We start from the raw sequence: 19329 nt of genomic DNA on the forward strand, positions 1-19329 counted from the left end.
TCCAGCCACCCGCCGCGACACCCGACCCTCATCGCTCACCGAGGCTTCAGGGGGACAGGGAGCGCGTCCAGGCCGGCACGTAGTCGCCGTCGACGCTGTCGACCAGGGCGAGCTCCTCCACGGTCCAGGACGGGCCGGAGTAGTCGTCGAGAAGGGCGGCCAGGCGGCGATCGTACCGATAAGTGATCGTGAGATGCGGCCGGAACGGTCGCGCGTCGATCGGGAAGCCGGCGTCCGCCAGAGAGCGCCGGACGTCCTCCCGGAACCTTCCGAGCCACTCCAGGTCGCCGTGCACGCCCGTCCAGGTCACGGCCCCGAAACGACCCGCCCCGGCCAGACGTAGAGGGATCGGCCCGGGCGGGGGCACGTCAGCGAGGGCGGCCGCGACGACCGGCACACCGGATTGCGGCACGTCACCGAGGAAAGCCAGCGTGACGTGCCATTTCTCCGGTCGGCGGGCGGCCTGCGCCGGAAGGTGACGGCGCAGATGGTCGACGGCGTCCTCGGAGGGGAAGAGCGCGACGAAGAGCCGGCTCAGGAGGACTCGCGGGCGGCCGGACCGCCGCCGAACAACACGTCGTCCCAGCTGGGGAGCCGCTTGCGAGGCTTGTTGCCCTCCTCGCCGTCGTTGCTCGCCTGGCTGTTGGCCTGGCCCACCGTGCGGCGCGGGCGCAGCACCGCGAGCGACGGAACGGCCGGCACCTCTTTCGGAAGGTCGGCGTCGTCGTCGAAGGCCGAACCGGAACCGCCGCCGAGCAGCGCCGCGGCGCCGCCGGCGACCGGGCGCCGGGCGGGCGACTCCAGGCTGCGGCCGGACGAGCCCTCCAGCGGACGGTCCAGTGACGCGAGCAGGGCGTCGCGGCTGGCCCGAATCGAGTCGCGGGTCGAGCGGGCGGCGGCCGGGTCCGCGTTGGGCAGACCGTGACCACCACGGGTCGGCTCGGTGCTGCGGGCCGGGCCGGGCAGGCCGTGACCGCCGCGCTCCGGAGCCGGGTCCTGGCCGAGGATCTGGGTGGGCCGCTCGGCGCACAGATATTGCGCCATGTCGTCGTGCGGCGAGACCACCTGACGACCCTTGTCGAGGTCCCAGATCGCCTGCGCGGTGGCCTTGCCGGACGGCCAGGTGGCGACGATGCGCCAGGTGCCGTCGTCACGGCGGAACGCGTCCCACGAGATCTTCTCGGTGTCGATGCCGTGCTGCGCGAGCCGGCTGTCGACCACCTCGGCCAGCGGCTGACCGGAATCGGACGTCTTCAGTCGGGTGCGGCGGGCGTGCTGCGCCAGCATGGCGCGCTCCTGCAACACCGGGCCGGCATAGCGGAGCACCCGGTCGACCGGCACACCGGCGATGCGGGCCACATCCTCCGCGGACTCACCGGAACGGATGCGGGCCTGGATGTCACGCGGAGACAGGGTCGGCGTGCTGGCGTCGGACACCAGCACCGCGACGGCGCTGCCAGGGGTCGCCGGGCCCTCGTGGAGTGCACCAGAGATCCGGTCGTCGATGGGGAGAGCCAGGAGCCGGCCGACCTCATCGGCGAGCACCAGAGCGTGACCGTCCTCGGAAAGGGCGACGAAGCGTACCGGCCGCATGCGTTGCCTCCGTCCCGTCGCGATTGGCCTGGACATCCCGAGAGTCATCCACCCGGGCGCGTTTCGGAACACGGTACGCGCCTTGGTCACCCAATGGGGGTAAGCCACGCCGTCAAGATGCTGACCAGCGGAGATGATCTTCAACCTCCACTGCCAAATTCCCTCGAACCCTTTTAGGGGTACGGCCACCCCGTCGTCAACAGCAATGAGACTCGTCACTACCCATCCGGGCGACGCTCAATCCCACTCCGGATCGTTGCGCCGCCCTCCGGGCGTATGCGGGGGAGACGCCCTACCCCAACCGCTCCACGACATAGTCGATGCAGGTGGTGAGGGCGGTCACGTCGGACGGGTCGACCGTCGGGTAGAGAGCGACCCGCAACTGGTTGCGGCCCAACTTCCGGTACGGCTCGGTGTCGACGATGTCGTTGGCCCGCAACACCTTCGCGATCGCGGCGGCGTCCACACCGTCGGCGAAGTCGATGGTCGCGACCGCGGCGGACCGCAGCGCCGGGTCGGTGACGAACGGCTCGGCGAACGACGACCGGTCGGCCCAGCCGTAGATCGCGGCCGCGCTCTCCGCGCTGCGCTTGACCGCCCAGGACAGGCCGCCCTGCGCGTTCATCCAGTCGACCTGCTCGGCGGCCAGGAAGACGGTGGCCAGCGCCGGCGTGTTGTACGTCTGCTCCAGCCGGGACTGCTCGATCGCGGTCACCAGATCGAGGAACTGCGGAACATACCGCTTCGAGGCCTTGATCTCGAACGCCCGCTCGATCGCGGCCGGCGACATCAGGGCCAGCCAGATCCCGCCGTCGGAGCCGAGCGCCTTCTGCGGGGCCAAGTAGTACACATCGGTCTCGCGCACGTCGACATCGAGGCTGCCGCCGCCGGACGTGGCGTCGGTGAGCAGCAGCGCACCCGGGTCGGCGCCCTCGACCCGGCGGACCGGGACGGCCACACCCGTGGACGTCTCGTTCTGCACGGTGGCGTAGACGTCGACGCCGGCCTCGGCGGTCAGGTGCGACGCCTGCCCGGCGGGCGCACGGTGCACGGTCGGCTCGGCCAGGAACGGCGCGTCGGTGACGGCCTGCACGAACTTGGCGCCGAACTCGCCGAACTCGGCGAACTGCGCCTTCTCCCGGATCAGCCCGAACGTGGCGACCTCCCAGAACGCGCTGGTGCCGCCGTTGGCCAGGATCACCTCGTAGCCGTCCGGGATCGAGAAGAACTCGGCCAGGCCGCGCCGCAGACGGGCCACGTGGTCCTTCACCGTCTTCTGCCGGTGGGAGGTGCCCATGAACGTGCGGGACACCGCGGAGAGCGCCTCGACCCCCTCGGGACGGACCTTGCTCGGCCCGGAGCCGAACCGTCCGTCGACGGGTTTGATCGAGTCAGGGATCCGGATGTCAGTCACGGTCACACATTATGCGGGAGCTGATCCCAGCCCTCGACCTCCTGCGGCTTCCGCGGCTCCGCTCCCACATAGTGGAGACCCGGGCGCAGGATCCGGCCGAGACGCTTCTGCTCGAGGATGTGCGCGCTCCAGCCGGCCACCCGGGCGCAGGTGAACATCGACGTGAACATGTGCGCCGGGACCTCGGCGAAGTCGAGCACCACGGCCGCCCAGAACTCCACGTTCGTCCACAGGTGCTGCTCGGGCCTGCGCTCGTGCAGCTGGGCCAGCGCGGCACGCTCCAAGGCCTCGGCCACCTCGTAGCGCGGGGCGCCCAGGTCCTTGGCGATCCGGCGCAGCACCCGGGCACGCGGATCCTCGGCCCGGTAGACCCGGTGGCCGAAGCCCATCAGCCGCTCACCCTTGTCGAGCGCCTCCTTCACGAACGCGTCGGCGTCGCCGCTGCGTTCAACCGCTTCGATCATCTGCAGCACCCGGGTGGGGGCGCCGCCGTGCAGCGGGCCGGAGAGCGCGCCGATGCCCGAGGAGATGCAGGCCGCCGCGTCCGCCCCGGTGGACGCGACGATCCGGGCGGTGAACGTGGACGCGTTGAGCCCGTGCTCACAGGAGGAGATGAAATACGCGTCGACGGCCTTGACGTGACGCGGGTCCGGCTCGCCCCGCCACCGGCGCATGAACCGCTCCACGATGGTCTCGGCCTTGTCGATGTCCTTCTGCGGGACGGCCGGCAGACCCAGGCCGCGGGCCGCCTGCGCCACGAAGGAGAGCGCGGTCACCGACACCCGGGCCAGATCGCTACGGGCCTGCTCGTCGCTGATGTCGAACATCTGCGACAGCCCCCAGTACGGCGCGAGCATCGCCACCGCGGACTGCACGTCGACCCGGATGTCACCGGAGTGCACCGGCACCGGGAACGGCTCGGCGGGTGGCAGGCCCGGCCCGAACCGGCCGTCCACCAACAGGCCCCAGACGTTGCCGAACGAGACCTGCCCGATCAGATCCTCGATGTCGACGCCGCGATACCGCAGGGCGCCACCGTCCCGGTCGGGCTCGGCGATCTCGGTCTCGAACGCGATGACGCCCTCGAGCCCCGGCTTGAAGTCGGTCACGGCACTCCCTGTGGAACCGAACTGCGGTGGGTGATTCATCTTGCCCGCCGGGTAACCGCACGGTCGACCCGTCGCGATTGTGCTCTCGATGACACCCATCCTGGTTCAACTGACGTTTCGGGGCGGGGGACTTACGGTCGTTTCCGTCCCCCTGGATGCCCCACGGGGCTGCTGAGACGTGAGCGAAGGAGGCGGTGTGGCCACCGAACCGCCGTCACCGGCCGGGATGCGCCGGGATTACAACGAGTGGCCGCCACTCGTCGAGAAGGGCCTCGCCGCCACCTGGACCAGCCAGTTCACGGCCTGGTTCGCCGACGCGACGGCCTTCGGCCTGCCGGAGCCCAACGCGATGATCGTGGCCACGGCCGGCGAGGGGGCACGGCCGTCGGCGCGCACGGTCCTTCTCAAGGGGTACGACGAGGACGGTTTCGTCTTTTTCACGAACTATGAGTCGCGCAAGGGTACGGAGCTGGCGCTTCACCCGTACGCGAGTCTGGTCTTCCCCTGGTTTCCGATGCAGCGCCAGGTGATCGTGGCCGGCCCGGTCGAGCGCGTGACCCGCGAGGAGACCGAGGCGTATTTCGGTTCCCGGCCGCGCGGCTCACAGCTCGGCGCCTGGGCCAGCCCGCAGTCGCGCGTGCTGCCCGGCCCCGAGGCGCTGGAGGAGGGCCTGGCCGCGGTCGCCGAGCGGTTCGGTGACGGCCCCGTGCCGCCCCCGCCGCACTGGGGTGGACTGCGGGTGCGGCCGGAGAGCGTCGAGTTCTGGCAGGGCCGCAGCAGCCGCCTGCACGACCGCCTCCGGTTCCGCGACTCCGGCGACGGCTGGGTCGTGGAGAGGCTCGCTCCTTGAGCCAGGGCGTCAAGGAGCCTCGGTCCTGGATGATCGATACCCGTCCGCTGAGTGTGCCGACGTTCCGGCGGACATGGATCGGCAACGGGGCGTCGTTCTTCGGGTTCCAGTTCACCGCGGTCGCCGTGCCGGTGCAGATGTTCGCCATCACGGGCTCGCCCACCTGGGTCGGGCTGCTCGGGGTCGCGGGTCTCGTACCCCTGCTGATCTTCGGTTTGTGGGGTGGCGCCGCCGCCGATGTGGTGGATCGCCGCAGACTGCTGCTGACCAGCTCGGTGATCACCTGGGTGACCACCCTCGCGCTGCTCGCGCAGGCGGTGGGCGGGATACGCAGCCCGCATCTGCTGCTGGCGCTGACCGCGATCCAGGCGGCCGGGTTCGCGGTGAGCTCGCCGGCCCGGCAGTCGATCGTCCCGCGGATCGTGCCGGAGCCCCTGGTCCCGGCCGCGAACACGCTCAACTACACGGCCACCACGGCCGGTGGGGTGCTCGGACCGCTCGCCGCCGGCCTGATCATGGGCATCTGGTCGACCGACGCCGGTGTGGAGGTGGCCTACGCGCTGGACGCCCTGCTGTTCACCGTGACGTTCTGGGCGACCTGGAAGCTGCCGGCCATCCCGCCGGTGATCTCCCCCGCCTCCTCGTCGGCCCCTCCGGAGAAGCCCAGCGTGGGCCTGCGAGGCATCGCCGTCGGGCTGAAGTTCCTGGTCACCCAGCCGGTGCTGCTGCTCTCGTTCGCGGTCGACCTGGTCGCCATGGTGTTCGCCATGCCGCGGGCGCTGTTCCCGGCGGTCGCCGAGGAGCAGTTCGGCGGCGGCTCGGCGGTCGGCTGGCTGTACAGCGCCATCGCGATCGGCGCGATGATCGGCGGCCTGACCTCGGGCTGGATCGGCCGGGTCCGGCGGCAGGGGCTCGCCCTCATCGCCGCGGTGGTCGTCTGGGGGCTGGCGATCGGGCTGTCCGGCCTCGCCGACAGCCTGTGGCTGATGGTGGCGCTGCTGGCCGTCGCCGGGATGGCCGACCTGGTCAGCGCGGTCTACCGGCAGACGATCATGCAGACCTTCGCGCCCGACCACCTGCGCGGCCGGCTGCAGGGCGTGTTCACCGTGGTGGTGGCCGGCGGGCCGCGGCTCGGTGACCTGCGGGCCGGGGCCACCGCCGACCTGGCCAGCGTGTCCACTTCCTGGGTGGGTGGCGGCCTGGTCGCCGCGGGACTGGCCGTGGTCCTCGGGCTCACCTCGCCCGCGCTGATCCGATACCGGCCCGAGCAGGCTCCGGCGGACGACCGATAGTGTCGCGGGTATGAGCGCAGAGTCAGCCGCCAAATCCGGCGTCCAGTGGTCGATCGAGGCGGACGGCCACCGGGCCGTCCTGGTGGAGGTCGGCGGGACGCTCCGGTCGTACTCCGTGGACGGCGTCGAGATCCTCGACGGATTCGGCACGGACGAGATCTCCCCCGGATCGGCCGGCCAGATCCTCGCGCCCTGGCCCAACCGCATCCGCGACGGGCAGTACGAGTTCGAGGGGCAGTCCTACCAGCTCGCGCTCACCGAGCCGCCCCGGCGTACGGCCATTCACGGCCTGGTCAACTGGTCCCGGTGGCGGGCCGTCGAGCAGACCCCGGCCTCGGTGACCCTGGAGTACGCGTTGCCCGCGCAGGTCGGCTACCCGTGGTCGCTGCTGCTGCGCTCCCGCTGGACGGTCTCGGCCGACGGGCTCCGGTGCGACCAGGAGGTGGTCAACACCTCGGAGGCCAACGCGCCGTGGGGGTATTCGGTCCACCCGTACCTTCGGCTGCCCGGCGTCGCGGTCGACGACACCGTGCTCCACGTGCCGGCCAGGTCCCGGATCCAGGCCGACGCCCGCCTGCTCCCGATCGGCGCCTCCAAGATCGCCGGCACCGAGTTCGACTTCTCCGAGGCGCGCCGGATCGGTGACCTGGTGCTCGACACCGCCTTCGGCGACATCGACTTCGACGCCGACGGGATCACCACGGTCACCCTGGCCGGCCCCGGCGCGGAGAAGCCGATCATGATCTGGGCCGACGACAAGTTCCGCTACTGGCAGGTCTTCACCGCCGACACGCTGCACGGCGAGCGGTTCCGCCGGTCGATCGCGGTCGAGCCGATGACGTGCCCGCCGGACGCCTTCCGGACCGGCCGTGACCTGATCGTCCTGGCGCCCGGCTCCACCTGGGCCGCCTCGTGGGGTGTCCGTTACTGATGGGGCTCTTCCGCTGATGGATTTCGACGAGGTCGTCCGCCGCCGGCGGATGGTGCGCAGCTACGACCCCGATCGCCCGATCACACCCGAGCTGGTCGACAAGATCGTGCGGCACGGGCTGCGGGCGCCGTCGGCCGGATTCAGCCAGGGCTGGAGCTTCCTGGTCCTGACCTCGGCCGAGGACCGCGCCCTCTACTGGTCGAGCACCGCCGACGGCAGCGGCAACGGCGGCTGGCTGGAGCGGATGCGGGCGGCGCCGTTGATCATCGTGGCGCTGTCCAACAAATCCGCTTATCTCGACCGTTACGCCCAGCCCGACAAAGGCTGGACGGATCGGGACGAGGCACGCTGGTCCGCACCCTACTGGGACATCGACACCGGCTTCGCCGCCCTGCTCATGCACCTCACGGCGGTCAACGAGGAGCTCGGCTCGTGCTTCTTCGGCCTGCCCGCGGTCAGGGTGGAGGCGTTCAAGGAGGCCTTCGGGGTGCCGGCCGAGTTTCATCCGATCGGGGCGCTCACCATCGGGTACCCGGCCGCCGACAAGAGGTCACCGTCACTGCGGCGCGGCCATCGTCCGGTGGTCGACGTGGTGCATCATGGCCGGTGGGCTTCGTCAGACGAGATCTGACCGGCCCGCGGGTACGCTGGCATACGGTTCTCACGGAAAGGGCAACCGCCGTGATCTTCAGAGCGGTCCGGGATGGAGCCCCGTACCCCGATCACCAGACCACGCTCAAGGAGTGGGCGGAGATCCCGCCACGCAAGGTGTGGCTGGCCGATCTGATCACCACCAAGCGTGAGTTGGCGCTCGACAAGCTTCTCGCCGAGGACTCGACCTTCTACGGCGACCTCTTCCCGCACGTCGTGGAGTATCAGGGCTACCTCTACCTGGAGGACGGTCTGCACCGTGCGCTCCGGGCGGCCCTGCAGCAGCGCAAGGAGATCCACGCCCGGGTGCTGATCCTCGAGGGCTGACCGGTTCGGCGGGTTACCCACATCGGGAGGCCGGTCATGGCTCTCCGGTCGCGGATTGTTGTACCCCTCCGTGAGGTCGGTCATGGCTCTCCGGTCGCGAATCGTCGTATGCCTCCGTGAGGTCGGTCATGGCTCTCCGGTCGCGGATTGTCGTACCCCCTCCGTACCGTTAGGGCATGGCCGAATCGCCCACCCCCGATCACCCCACCAGCGAGTATCCGGCCGTGCCTGATCGGCCGGCCGCTGCGGAGACCAGCGCCGAGCCTCCCACCAGCCAACTCACGGCCGTCCCCGACCGGCCTGACACCACCCCGCCCGCACCCGGGCCGAGTGGGTTCGCGCGGCTGCTGATCTTCGTCGGTTTCGTCTTCGCGCTGATCGTCGCCTCCTGCCTGGGCCTGCGCGCGATCAATGTGCTGCCCACGTTCGACAACCCGTTCGCCGAGGAGACGACCGACCGCAGCCAGCCGGTGCTGCTGCAGTCCATGCGCGACCTTCAGCGTTACGTTGCGGCCGACGGCACCTTCCAGGTGATCGTCGACCTGCAGGAAAACCGTGACAACATCCCCGATTTCCTGATCAACAGGCGCACCCTGTTCGTCGGTTCCGGCACGGTCGAGACCTACGTGGACTTCAGCACCCTCTCCGGCGACGGGCTCAAGATCGACGAGGAGAAGAAGACGATCGAGCTGACCCTGCCCGCCCCGCAGCAGTCGACGGCCGCGCTCGACATGGAGCGCAGCTACGTGGTGGCCGAGGAGCGAGGCTTGTTCAACCGGATCGGCGACGCCTTCCGCGACGACCCGAGCAAACAGCAGCAGGTCTACCAGCTCGCCCAGCAGCGGATCACCGAGGCGGCCCGGGCGAGCGAGCTGGACGAGCGGGCCCGGGAAAACACGCAGCGCATGCTGGAAAGCCTCTTCGCGCGGCTCGGCTACACCACCGTCACGGTGTCGTTCGCCAGCCCATGAGCGTGACGGCACCGTCTTCGCACGCCGGCCGGTAGCCGAGGGCGTCGCCGCCTTGTCCACCGTCCGGCGGGCGGGGCGTTACTGCCTTGTCCACGGTCCGGCGGGCGGGGCGTTACTGCCTTGTCCACGGTCCGGCGGGCGGGGCGTCGCCACCCTCGGCGTGTCGGCCGGGTTGGTGGGCGTTGCCGCCCGCGGCGTTTCGGTTCGGTTGGTGGGGTGTTGCCGCCCTCCCCGTTTCGGTGGGTCGGCGGGGTGTTGCCGCATGCGGCGGGTTGGTGGCGTGTTGCAGCCTTCCACGCTTTGGTCGGTTGGTGAGATGTTGCCGCCTTCCTCGCGCTCTGGCCTTCCTCGCGCTCTGGCCTTCCTCGCTGCTCTCGGCGTGTCGGCTGGTTGGTGGCCTTGGCGTGTCGGCTGGGTTGGTGAGGTGGTCGCCGCCCTTCACGTGTCGGTCGGTTGGCGGGTGCTGTCGGCCCTGACACGTCGGTCGGTGGACGGGGTGATGCCTCTTGCTGGCGGCGTTGCTGTCTTAGTCCGCCGGTTGGTGTTGCCCCACTTGGTGCGGCGGCATGGGCAGGGGGTGCTGCTGTACTGCCCTGGGCTCGGGGGCGGCGGCGGGTGAAGGCGCTGCGGGTTTCCTTCATCGGCCGACGAGTGGGCCGCGGCCGCTCTGTCGAAGGCGGCCGGCCTAAGGAGGCGGGCCACTCCCCGGACGTCGTTGCCGGGGGAGTGGCCCTTCTCGTTTGGCTCCGGGCATCCCGTCACGGGGGTAGGGGCGGGATGCCCGGAAGTCTCGCGGTCGTCGACGGCTACCCGTTGACAACCGCCAACGACGATGACTGAGGGCTTTCCTCGATAGTCATCCGTCGGCTGGCGCAGCCCCTGGGGCGCTCGCCTCGGTGGTCTCGACCTGTGTAGCGGACGATCTCGGCCCGTGCATCGGGTGAGCCTGGGCTGTGGAGCAGTGATCGTTTGCTTGGGCTGAGGCGATCTTCGCTTGTGGGACGGGTTGTCGTTCCCAGGTGCGGGGACGACGCCCGCTTGTGCCGCGGGGGATCGTCCGCCTGTGGGGCCGCTCGCCTGTGTGACCGTTCGGGCCTTGGTGAAGCGGGCGACTTCGGTTGGTGGAGCGGTGATCGTTCGCCCTGTTGCGACGTGCGCTTGTGCAGCGCTAGCGACTACTCGTCTGTGCGGGGGCACCTATGTCTGTGCGGCCCTGGGAGCCGCTTGCCTGTGCGGTGTGGCCGAGAGGCTCGCCCTTGGTGGGGCGGGCGACGTCCGCCTGCCTGTGCGGCCCGGGCGACCGCGTGCCTGTACGGTGCGGCCCAGCGTTCGCCTTGGTGCGGCGGGCGCCGTTCGCTTGTGGGGTGCGGCCGACGGTTCGCCTTGGTACGGCGGCCGACCCGTGCCTGTGCGGCGGCCACCCGTGCCTGTGCGGCGGCCACCCGTGCCTGTGCGGTGCGGGTGACCGCCCGCCTGTGCGGTGAGGCTTCACTCACCGCACAGGGCGGAGTGGCTTTACTCGCTCGGCATCAGGGCCCAGAGGGCCAGGTAGATCAGGATCTGCGGGCCGGGCAGGAGGCAGGAGACAACGAAGAGGAGCCGCACCATCCCGGGCCGCATCCCGAAACGCTGGGCCAGGCCGGCGCATACACCGGCGATCCGGCGGTTGTGGCGGGGGCGGGAGAACGAGCGGGTCCTGAGGGGGCTGGTCACTTCATCCACTCCTTCGGCGGTGGCCTCGGCTTCCTGCCGTGGCCACTTCGACGGTAGGTACGGGAGGGGCGCCGTCCCTCGTTCCCGAGGTGGATGCCGGCGGTTCGGCTCCCGTAGGGGTTACCCGTACCCCGCCAGGCCTGCTGCTAACCCGAAGCCTCGTCGGCCCTGGTGGCGGGCAGGGTGCCGGCGCCCTAGATCGCCGGGGTCATCGTTGAGCAGGGGTTTCCACACACAGTGTTCGGATCGTCACACCTGACGGTTCCGCCGTATGCCGTGGCTTCGCGCCGCGAAACGGCTCCGGACCCGGTGCGGCGGCCGCGATCCGTCGCTGCGCGGGAGGCTTATGGCTGTGCCTCGTGAGCCGTTGGCGTTGCGTGAGTTCGCCTAGGCCGGATGGCTGTCGAGGATCAGCCCCTGGGGTCGGGCGAGCCGCCGAGTCGTGGGGGAGGCGCCCGTGAGGCGCCTTGTGGCCCGGCGCCGGGTCCGCGTCGCGGTGTAGTGCGTGCATGTGTGGTGCGGTCGTCGGTTGGTGGCCGTACCTCCGAAGAAAGGGTGTGAACGTGCACACCGAAGACCTGCGATGTTCAGGTATCTGTAATTGATTGATCACTATGCGCAAATGGCACTTTCGCCCGATGGTGAACCATCGAAGGCACTCGCAGAGTTAGGGCCCGATCGCCGACCGTCGTGGGCTCGGGGTCGCACTCGATCGCGGGAGGTTGACGGTGTCCACCGTCGCGCTCAAAGACGTCACCAAGATCTGGCCGGACGGCACCTACGCCGTCGACAATGTCAGCCTGGAGGTGCAGGACGGCGAGTTCATGGTGCTGCTCGGCCCATCCGGCTGCGGCAAGTCGACCGTGCTGCGGATGATCGCCGGGCTGGAGGATCCCACGCGGGGGGAGATCCTTCTCAATGGTGAGCCGGTGCTGGAGCTGCCGCCCCGCGACCGCAGCATCGCCATGGTGTTTCAGGACTTTGCGCTCTATCCGCACATGACGGTGTCGGAGAACATCGGCTTCCCGCTCAAGCTGTCCGGCATCGAGACGTTGCCGCGCCAGGACCGGGTGGACGCGATCGCGGGCGCGCTCGGTATCGGCGAGGTGCTCGGCCGCCGGCCCAGTCAGCTCTCCGGCGGTCAGCGACAGCGGGTGGCGATGGGGCGGGCCATGGTGCGTCGACCAGGGATCTTCCTGATGGACGAGCCGCTGTCCAATCTCGACAGCGGTCTGCGGGCCGAGTTGCGGGCCGAGATCAGCAGCATGACCCGTGAGCTGGGCGTGACCACCATGTATGTCACGCACGACCAGGCCGAGGCGCTGACCATGGCCGACCGGGTCGCGATCATGCGCAAGGGTGTGCTGCAGGACCTGGGCACGCCGACCGAGGTCTACCGGCGCCCGGCGACGCTCTACACCGCCGCGTTCCTCGGCTCGCCGAAGATGAACCTGCTGGAGGCCGCGGTCTACGTGCACCTGGACCGCTACATCGCGTTGAGCTTCGGCGAGCAGACGTTGTACCTGCCGTGGAGCGATCCGCGGGCCCGGGCGGTGGCCCGCTATCACGGCGAGCGGATCGTGGTCGGCATCCGGGCCGAGGCGCTCACGCCGGTCACCCCGGACACGCAGGGGCACGTCTTCCAGGGGCGGATCCGATACCTGGAGCACCACGGACACGAGTCCCTGGCATATCTGGACATCGGCGCCACCGCCATCGTGGTGGACGAGATCGGCGCGGCAGTCACCGACACCCGGGGTCAGAGTGGTGGCGCCTTCAAACGGATCGGCGGGGCGCTCCAGCGGCTGACGCGCCCGGGCGCCGCGGAAGTGGCCCCTGAGGGCCCCGGTGGAGTCGCGACCGACCCCGGCCGGCACCACCGCAAGCCGGCTGAGCTGGCCGTCCGCCTCGCGCCGTATCCGCAGGTCTCGCACGGTCACCCGCTCGCCGTCTCGGTCCGGATGGACGCCGTCCACTTCTTCGACCAGCGCGGCGACCGCATCGATGTGGGCTGGCGCTGATCGTTCCTTCGGCGCCACTTCCGGGCGGGTTCCTCGGATGCCTCCCGCCACCGGTCGGCCACAGCGCGTAGGCTGCACCACGGTGGAGGACAGGATCGGCCAGAGCGTGCGTTCGGCTCTCGACGGGGAGCCGAGGGTCGATGCCGCCCCGCCGCGGGAGTGGCCGGTGCTGCTGGACCGCGCCTTCGGCCCGGACGACATCGCGGTTCTGCGGCACGAGGCGATCCGGCTGCTCGCGGCGGCGGGTCTGGCCGGCGACCGGCAGGACGCTTTCGTGCTGGCCGTCAACGAGGTGCTCACCAATGTCGTGCTGCACGCCGGTGGCAACGGCCGGGTGGTCCTGAAGATCGAGGACGGTTCGGTGTGGTGCGTGGTGACCGATTCCGGTCCGGGGATCCCGGGTCCCTATCTGGACGGCCTGCACGCTGCGGAGGCGTTGGAGGTCGGCGGGCGCGGATTGTGGCTGGCGCATCACCTCTGTGACGAGGTCACCACGGCGACCGGGCCGATCGGGACGTCGATCGGACTGCGGATCATCTTGGATTCCGCAGCTTGAACCACTTGTAAACCATCGTGGAAATGTGAAGCTGCCCTTCGCCTCTCGCCCGGGATCGGGTCCGGCTACATTGGGCGCGTGCTCGGACTTCCTTCACAGGTGACCGCTTGCCTATTCGATCTTGACGGTGTGCTCACGCAAACCGCGCTGGTGCACAACGCTGCGTGGAAACAGACGTTCGACGTGTTCCTGAAATCGTGGGCCGATCGACATGAGCTACCTTTCGTGCCGTTCGATTCCGCAGCCGACTACCACAAATATGTCGACGGCCGTCAGCGTGCGGACGGGGTCCGTACGTTCCTGGCCTCGCGGGGCATCACGCTGCCCGAGGGTGACCCCGACGACGCCCCCGATCGGGAGACCGTCAACGGCGTCGGCAATCGCAAGAACCTGCTCGTGCTACAGAAGATCAAAGAAGGCGCCGTTCAGGTCTACCCCGGATCGGTGGAGTATCTGAAGGCCGCCAAGGCCGCCGGTCTACGCCGCGCGGTCGTGTCGGCGAGCGCCAACTGCAAGGACGTCCTGGAGGCGGCCGGGATCGCCGACCTCCTGGAGGCCCGCGTGGACGGGGTCGTCGCGCGTGAGCTGGGTCTGCCCGGCAAGCCCGCGCCGGACACCTTCCTCAAAGGCGCCGAGCTGCTCGGCGTCGACCCGGCGAACTGTGCGGTCTACGAGGACGCGCAGGCGGGCGTGGCTGCCGGACGGGCCGGCGGTTTCGGCATCGTGATCGGTGTGGACCGGGTGGACCAGGCTGAGGCGCTGCGGGAACATGGCGCCGACGTCGTGGTGAAAGATCTAAAAGACCTCCTCTGAAATCGGTTACGAGAGGCACGACCGTGATCCGTGAACGGGCTTACCCCGTCGACCCTTGGCACATCCGGGAGACCCGGCTCGATCTGGACCTGCTGGCCCAGTCCGAGTCGGTGTTCGCGCTCTCCAACGGCCACATCGGGATACGCGGAAACCTGGACGAGGGCGAGCCGCACGGCCTGCCGGGCAGCTACCTGAACTCGTTCTACGAGTTGCGGCCGCTGCCGCACGCCGAGGCGGGATACGGCTTCCCCGAGTCCGGCCAGACCATGGTCAACGTCACGAACGCCAAGCTGATGCGCCTGCTCGTCGACGACGAGCCGTTCGACGTGCGCTATGGCGAGCTGCGCTCCCACGAGCGCTGCCTCGACCTGCGGGCCGGCACGCTGGAACGGGTCGTCGAGTGGGTGTCGCCGGCCGGCCAGGGCATCCGGGTGCGGACCGTGCGGCTGGTGTCGTTCACCCAGCGCGCCGTGGTGGCCTTCCTCTACGAGGTGGAGCCGCTGGACGCGTCCACCCGGCTGATCCTCCAGTCCGAGCTGGTGGCCAATGAGCAGTTGCCGCCGATGAGCAAGGACCCGCGGGTCGCGGCGGTGCTGGACCGCCCGCTACAGGCCGAGGAGATGCTGGAGCAGCCCACCGGCGGCATCCTCGTGCACCGCACCAAGGCCAGTGACCTGCGGATGGCCGCGGCCATGGAGCACCTGGTGGAGACGCCGGGCCGGCACGCCATCACCACCGAGGGCCACCCGGACTGGCTGCGCACCACGGTCGCCTGCCGGCTGGAGCCGGGGCAGAAGCTGCGGGTGGTCAAGCTGGCGGCGTACGGCTGGTCCAGCATGCGCTCGCTGCCCGGTCTGCGTGACCAGGTCGGTGCGGCCCTCGCCAGCGCCCGCCTGGACGGCTGGGAGGGCCTGGTCCAGCAGCAGAAGGACTACCTCGACGCGTTCTGGGACCATTCGGACGTCAAGGTCGAGGGCGACTCGGAGGTGCAGCAGGCGGTCCGTTTCGGGCTGTTCCACACGCTGCAGGCCGGCGCGCGGGCCGAGCAGCGCCCGATCGGTTCCAAGGGCCTCACCGGGCCGGGGTACGACGGCCACACCTTCTGGGACGCTGAAACGTTCGTACTGCCCGCTCTGACCTACACCCAGCCCTCCGCGGCGGCCGACGTGCTGCGCTGGCGGCACTCGACCCTGGACCTGGCCCGGGAGCGGGCACAGACGCTCGGCCTGCAGGGCGCCGCGTTCCCGTGGCGGACCATCCGCGGGCAGGAGTGCTCCGGGTACTGGCCGGCCGGCACCGCGGGCTTCCACATCGCCGCCGACATCGCCGACGCCGTCCGCCGTTACGTGCAGGCCACCGGCGACTACGACTTCGAGCGTGAGGTCGGCCTGGAGCTGCTGGTGGAGACGGCACGGCTGTGGCGGTCGCTGGGCCACCACGACCGGCACGGCCGGTTCCACATCGACGGCGTGACCGGGCCCGACGAGTACACCGCCGTGGTCAACGACAACATCTACACCAACCTGATGGCCCAGCAGAACCTGATGACCGCGGTCGAGGCCTGCAAGCGCCACCCGGACCTGGCCCGGCGGTTCGGGGTCGACGACGAGGAGACGGCCTCCTGGCGGGACGCGGCGGCGGCCGTGCACATCCCGTACGACAAGGAGCTCGGTGTCCATCAGCAGTGCGAGGGCTTCACCCGGCTCCAGGAGTGGGACTTCGAGAACACCCCGCCGGAGGGGTACCCGCTACTGCTCAACTACCCGTACTTCGACCTGTACCGCAAGCAGGTGATCAAGCAGGCCGACCTGGTCATGGCGATGTACATCCGGGGCGACGCGTTCACGCCGGAGGAGAAGGCACGCAACTTCGCCTACTACGACGCCCGGACCGTACGGGACTCGTCGCTCTCCGCCTGTGTCCAGGCCGTGATGGCGGCCGAGACCGGGCACCTGGAGCTCGCGCACGACTACCTGGGCGAGGCCGCCCTGATGGACCTGCACGACCTGCACCAGAACGCCCGGGACGGGGTGCACGTGGCATCTCTGGCGGGCACGTGGATGTCGCTGGTCGCCGGGCTCGGTGGTATGCGGGACTTCAACGGTCAGCTGTCGTTCGCCCCGCGCCTGCCCAGCCGGATCAACCACCTGGAGTTCTCGCTGCTCTGGCGTGGTCTGCGACTGCGGGTGAGCGTGACCTCGGACGACGTCACCTACTCGCTGCGCAACGGCGGCGGCCAGGCCCGGCTCACGCTGCTGCACCACGGCAAGGAGTTGGAGGTCACCCAGGTCCGTCCGGTGACGATGCCGATCCCGGCGGCGGTTCCGGCCGGTCCGGCGCCGGCCCAGCCGCACGGCCGGGCACCGGTGCGGCGCTCGCTGCACTGACCTACGGAGAACGGCCCCCGTCCGCGAGGACGGGGGCCGTTTCGTTGCGCCGGGGCTCAGAGCATCGATACGTGCACGTGGTCGGTGTGGTCACTGACCCCGTGGTAGTTGCTCCAGCCGTTCGCCGGGAACCAGATCTTCTTGTTCCAGATGACGTAGTAGATGCCCAGCGCGTCGGCGTTACGCACCAGGAACGCCATCAGGTTGTTGCCGTACCTGAACTCCTTGTCGGTGTCGAACGTCGAGAACCCCGACTTCTGCAGCGACCAGTCGCAGGCGCGGCCCTTGGGGTGCTCGAACGGCCCACCGTCGCGGTGGCATCCGACGAAGTTGCTGAAGCCGGCCTTCTTGGTTTCCTTGTACATGTGCAGCGTGCGCTTGGTGACGCAGCCGTTCGTGGTCGGGTCCTTCTCGGTGCAGCCCTCGGCCGAGAAGCCACCGCTGGAGTTGCGGGGCGCCGGAGCGGCCTCGGGCGAGTCGGCGACCACCAAACCGTTGGTGACACCCTTGCCGCCGACCAGGGCCAGCGCGTCGGTCGCGGCGTCCTTCTGCTTCTTCATCGCGGCGGCGTCCTGCTGCTGCTGCTTCACCTCGGCGTCGAGCCGGGCCTTGCTCTCGGTGATGGTCCGGAGCGCCTCGTTGAGTTCGCGCAGCTTGGCGTCGTGCAGCCGGTTGATCTCCTCGAGGGAGACGGCCTTCTCCAGGAAGTCGCCCGAGGAGTTCGCGTTCAGCAGGTAGCCGATCGAGCTCAGGTTGCCCGTCATGTACTGCTCTTTGGCGATCTTGTCGACCTCGGGGATCAGCACGTCCCGCCGGCCCTCGGCCTGCTTGATCTGGTTGGCGAGCTGAGCCTGGGCCTTCATCGACTTCTCGACCGCCGCCTTGGCGGACACGTAACGACGGTTGGTGTTCTCGATCACATCCGAGAGAATCGCGTTCTTGTCGTTTCCGTCCTGCTCCTGCTCTTGAGCAGTGGACGAGGGGCCGCCGGGCTCGGCCGAGGCCGGAGACGAGGGTGCCGCGAGCATCACGACAGCCACCAGCGGCGCCAGGGCAAGTATCAGCCACCGGCGGGGACTTGCGGTCATCAACATTCCTTCCGTGTCACCGCCGACCGAGTTAGCTGACGGGTTCGGGACGGAAGCAATCCCTACCGCAAACTGCGGATACACCCCAGTGACCTGGTTCCCCGGCTCGCCTTTCGACGATTGGGCGGTGGCCTGCCGGCAACTCGGGGGCGGTGCCGTCCTGGCAGGACCGGCGGCCAGTTTACCCGAGATATCGCCGTGGATCAGACCCTGGGAACGGTCAAAAGTGTCACCTCGCAACGACCTTCCGTAATTGCAGTCACGGCCTGTGTCGACGCAATTGCGGGGCGTGCGATAACTGTCGATCTGTCGATCGAGTGGGTATGGTCGGTGCGGTTCCCGCACGGGAGCCGCCGCCTAATCGCCGTCAATGGCGAGCCGGGGAACCACTGTGCAACCTATTCGCGATGGTGGAGAGCATCGTCGTGGACCTGCCGAAAGCGAAGCTCCAGGTCGGTCGTGAATAGGTCGCATCCCTGGGGTGAATCCGCCACCCAGCGGTAGGGATCTCCTTCGTCCCGAACCCGTCAGCTAACCCGGTCGGCGGCCGACGGAAGGAAATGCCTGTGCAGCAGAACACTGCGCGGCGAATAGCGGCGTTGCTGGCGCTGCTCATCGCCGCGTGCGGACTGGCCGTCGCCCCGACGCCGGCCACCGCGGCCCCCGGCTGCTCGCCGCTCCCGGCGACTCCGGTGACGACGGCGAGGGTGGCTCCGCGTCACTGATCGACAAACTCGAGAAGGCCTCCAAGGGGTTCGTGGAGGCCAAGGCCAAGCTCAAGACGTCCAAGGAGCAGCAGGCCAAGCTGACCGCCGACCTCAAGCGGATGGACGCCGACCTGGGACCCCAGCAGGACCGGCTCGACCTGCTCGCCACCCAGGCGTACACCGCGGGCCGTGGCGGGCCGATGGCGGCGCTGCTCACCTCCGACTCGGCCGAGGGCTTCCTGGGCCGGGCCGAGACGCTGGCGATCGTGGCCGCCGACCAGAACCGGGCGATCCAGGACCTGAAGACCACCCGGGATACTCAGCAGAAGGCCAAGGACGCCCTCGACATCGCCATCAAGGACCAGCAGAAGCAGGTCACCGTCATGGCGAAGCAGAAGCAGCAGGCCGAGGCCGCTCTGAAAGCCGCGAACCAGGGCAACGACGCCGGATCGTCGTCCGACGGCGGCGACAGCGCCGACGCGGCGCCGGGCCCGAGCGGCAGCGGTTGCAACCAGACCGACCCGACCGGGACGGGCGGCTGCGTCACCTCGACGCTGCTGCACGCCTACAAGGAGGCCCGCGCCGACGGGTTCACCCGGTTCACCAAGTGCTGGCGCACGCAGAACAGCGGCGAGCACCCCAAGGGCCGGGCCTGTGACTTCTCCGCCGAGAAGGGCACCTTCGGCGGCGACGCCACCGGGGGCGACAAGACGTACGGCGACAACCTGGCGAACTACTTCATCAACAACGCCGACGATCTGAACGTGCTCTACGTGATCTGGTACCGCCGGATCTGGCTACCGAGCAGTGGCTGGAAGTCGTACAGCGGGGCGGGTGGCGACCCGTCCAGCGACCACACCAACCACGTGCATCTGTCGGTCAACTAGCGCGGCACACGAGGGGTAC

Annotated in this window: 17 protein-coding genes and 2 riboswitches; of the genes, 11 read left to right on the top strand and 6 right to left on the bottom strand. The window is 69.6% G+C overall.

What is annotated here, in order from left to right; all coding sequences use genetic code 11:
* Positions 1 to 46 precede the first annotated feature (46 nt).
* From thpR to ACQPZW_RS01975, 4 genes are all read right to left on the bottom strand, one after another.
* Positions 47 to 586: an RNA 2',3'-cyclic phosphodiesterase gene (thpR, locus tag ACQPZW_RS01960; protein WP_433797395.1), complete on the bottom strand. Its 540-nt coding sequence runs from the start codon at positions 584 to 586 to the stop codon at positions 47 to 49.
* Complete coding sequence (gene sepH, locus ACQPZW_RS01965; protein ID WP_433793127.1) at positions 535 to 1593, bottom strand: septation protein SepH; 1059 nt, start codon at positions 1591 to 1593, stop codon at positions 535 to 537. Before sepH ends, thpR begins: the two co-directional genes overlap by 52 nt.
* A gap of 292 nt (positions 1594 to 1885) precedes the next feature.
* The gene (serC, locus tag ACQPZW_RS01970; protein WP_433793128.1) at positions 1886 to 3013 is read right to left on the bottom strand and encodes a phosphoserine transaminase; all 1128 of its coding nucleotides are present in this window, start codon (positions 3011 to 3013) and stop codon (positions 1886 to 1888) included.
* Positions 3010 to 4116, bottom strand: coding sequence for a citrate synthase 2 (locus ACQPZW_RS01975; RefSeq protein ID WP_433793129.1), 1107 nt, complete (start codon positions 4114 to 4116; stop codon positions 3010 to 3012). Before ACQPZW_RS01975 ends, serC begins: the two co-directional genes overlap by 4 nt.
* A 226-nt stretch (positions 4117 to 4342) precedes the next feature.
* Here ACQPZW_RS01975 and pdxH point away from each other — a divergent pair, with 226 nt between their 5' ends.
* The 6 genes from pdxH to ACQPZW_RS02005 all read left to right on the top strand — a co-directional run bounded on the left by pdxH (position 4343) and on the right by ACQPZW_RS02005 (position 9138).
* On the top strand, positions 4343 to 4966 hold the full coding sequence (gene pdxH / locus ACQPZW_RS01980) for a pyridoxamine 5'-phosphate oxidase (protein ID WP_433797396.1): 624 nt from the start codon (positions 4343 to 4345) through the stop codon (positions 4964 to 4966).
* A 29-nt stretch (positions 4967 to 4995) separates the two neighbouring features.
* On the top strand, positions 4996 to 6258 hold the full coding sequence (locus ACQPZW_RS01985) for an MFS transporter (RefSeq protein ID WP_433793130.1): 1263 nt from the start codon (positions 4996 to 4998) through the stop codon (positions 6256 to 6258).
* Positions 6259 to 6268: 10 nt separating this feature from the next.
* Positions 6269 to 7189, top strand: coding sequence for an aldose 1-epimerase family protein (locus ACQPZW_RS01990; protein WP_433793131.1), 921 nt, complete (start codon positions 6269 to 6271; stop codon positions 7187 to 7189).
* A 16-nt stretch (positions 7190 to 7205) separates the two neighbouring features.
* Positions 7206 to 7820: a nitroreductase family protein gene (locus ACQPZW_RS01995; protein ID WP_433793132.1), complete on the top strand. Its 615-nt coding sequence runs from the start codon at positions 7206 to 7208 to the stop codon at positions 7818 to 7820.
* Between the two features lie 50 nt (positions 7821 to 7870).
* Complete coding sequence (locus tag ACQPZW_RS02000; RefSeq protein WP_433793133.1) at positions 7871 to 8167, top strand: type II toxin-antitoxin system VapB family antitoxin; 297 nt, start codon at positions 7871 to 7873, stop codon at positions 8165 to 8167.
* Between the two features lie 176 nt (positions 8168 to 8343).
* Entirely contained in the window at positions 8344 to 9138 is a 795-nt protein-coding gene (locus tag ACQPZW_RS02005; protein ID WP_433793134.1) for a DUF4230 domain-containing protein, read from the top strand.
* A 1515-nt stretch (positions 9139 to 10653) separates the two neighbouring features.
* Here the strand turns inward: ACQPZW_RS02005 and ACQPZW_RS02010 are convergent.
* A complete protein-coding gene (locus ACQPZW_RS02010) occupies positions 10654 to 10851 on the bottom strand; it encodes a PspC domain-containing protein (protein ID WP_364077355.1) in 198 nt (65 codons plus the stop codon).
* A 728-nt stretch (positions 10852 to 11579) separates the two neighbouring features.
* Between ACQPZW_RS02010 and ACQPZW_RS02015 the strand changes: the two genes are divergently transcribed.
* The 4 genes from ACQPZW_RS02015 to ACQPZW_RS02030 all read left to right on the top strand — a co-directional run bounded on the left by ACQPZW_RS02015 (position 11580) and on the right by ACQPZW_RS02030 (position 16628).
* The gene (locus tag ACQPZW_RS02015; protein ID WP_433793135.1) at positions 11580 to 12872 is read left to right on the top strand and encodes an ABC transporter ATP-binding protein; all 1293 of its coding nucleotides are present in this window, start codon (positions 11580 to 11582) and stop codon (positions 12870 to 12872) included.
* An 82-nt stretch (positions 12873 to 12954) separates the two neighbouring features.
* Entirely contained in the window at positions 12955 to 13428 is a 474-nt protein-coding gene (locus ACQPZW_RS02020) for an ATP-binding protein (protein WP_433793136.1), read from the top strand.
* Positions 13429 to 13506: 78 nt separating this feature from the next.
* On the top strand, positions 13507 to 14241 hold the full coding sequence (locus ACQPZW_RS02025; RefSeq protein ID WP_433793137.1) for a beta-phosphoglucomutase family hydrolase: 735 nt from the start codon (positions 13507 to 13509) through the stop codon (positions 14239 to 14241).
* A 23-nt stretch (positions 14242 to 14264) separates the two neighbouring features.
* Positions 14265 to 16628 carry a glycoside hydrolase family 65 protein gene (locus tag ACQPZW_RS02030; RefSeq protein ID WP_433793138.1) on the top strand — a complete coding sequence of 788 codons (2364 nt, stop codon included), beginning with the start codon at positions 14265 to 14267 and terminating at the stop codon, positions 16626 to 16628.
* A gap of 56 nt (positions 16629 to 16684) precedes the next feature.
* Here the strand turns inward: ACQPZW_RS02030 and ACQPZW_RS02035 are convergent, their stop codons facing one another.
* Positions 16685 to 17716: a coiled-coil domain-containing protein gene (locus tag ACQPZW_RS02035; RefSeq protein ID WP_433793139.1), complete on the bottom strand. Its 1032-nt coding sequence runs from the start codon at positions 17714 to 17716 to the stop codon at positions 16685 to 16687.
* A gap of 5 nt (positions 17717 to 17721) precedes the next feature.
* Positions 17722 to 17853, bottom strand: a riboswitch (cyclic di-AMP (ydaO/yuaA leader).
* A 207-nt stretch (positions 17854 to 18060) separates the two neighbouring features.
* Positions 18061 to 18278, top strand: a riboswitch (cyclic di-AMP (ydaO/yuaA leader).
* 60 nt (positions 18279 to 18338) lie between these two features.
* Between ACQPZW_RS02035 and ACQPZW_RS02040 the strand changes: the two genes are divergently transcribed.
* Complete coding sequence (locus ACQPZW_RS02040) at positions 18339 to 19310, top strand: coiled-coil domain-containing protein (protein WP_433793140.1); 972 nt, start codon at positions 18339 to 18341, stop codon at positions 19308 to 19310.
* Positions 19311 to 19329: the final 19 nt, after the last annotated feature.

It is taken from the genome of Actinoplanes sp. CA-252034 (assembly GCF_050956125.1).
GTDB lineage: Bacteria > Actinomycetota > Actinomycetes > Mycobacteriales > Micromonosporaceae > Actinoplanes.